Raw genomic sequence first — 562 nt, forward strand, 5'->3', positions numbered from 1 at the left:
CGTCAGGTTCTTCCCGTTTGGGATGAATGCCTCATCCCTTCCTTCGAGTTCGTCTGCTCGCCGACGTGTTCTTCCGACGCAGATCCTCCGGTCGCCATCACGGTGTCTATGTCTCTATTGCGATGCTCCCTCGGCGGAATCAGGGTCGAGGGGTCCTCTGCAGCCAACTTCGGGTCTTCTGAAAGTTGGGAGTTCTTGCGCGCGCGTGGCATAGGCGGTACCTCCAAACGTTCAACCTACCGTAGACCTTTGCAGTCAACGTTGCAAGTAGGGACGAGCCGCAGAAGGGCTATCGCAAGAAACGCACCGCCCGGCTCTCGCCCTGCGGTGCCTACCGCTTCCGGCTCACCCGCACATGGGATGATCGGCCGGTCGTGCTGGTCTGCATGTTCAACCCGAGCGACGCCGACCACCGGTCGACGACCCGACGGTCACGCTGCTCTGCCACATCGCCAGTCACAACGGCTTCGGCGGCATCGTGGTGGTGAACGCCATCCCGCTGCGCAGCCCAGATCCAGCGGGTGCGATCGACATGGCCACCGCGTGGGACACGAGCCAGGAC

1 protein-coding gene is annotated in these 562 nt (G+C 62.6%); it reads left to right on the forward strand.

The window, feature by feature from the left end:
• Window positions 1-382: 382 nt before the first annotated feature.
• The coding region (locus ACXJ3V_RS20540; protein ID WP_457102206.1) for a DUF1643 domain-containing protein at window positions 383-562 on the forward strand (180 nt) is incomplete at its 3' end.

Source organism: Microbacterium sp. P5_E9 (assembly GCF_054049175.1).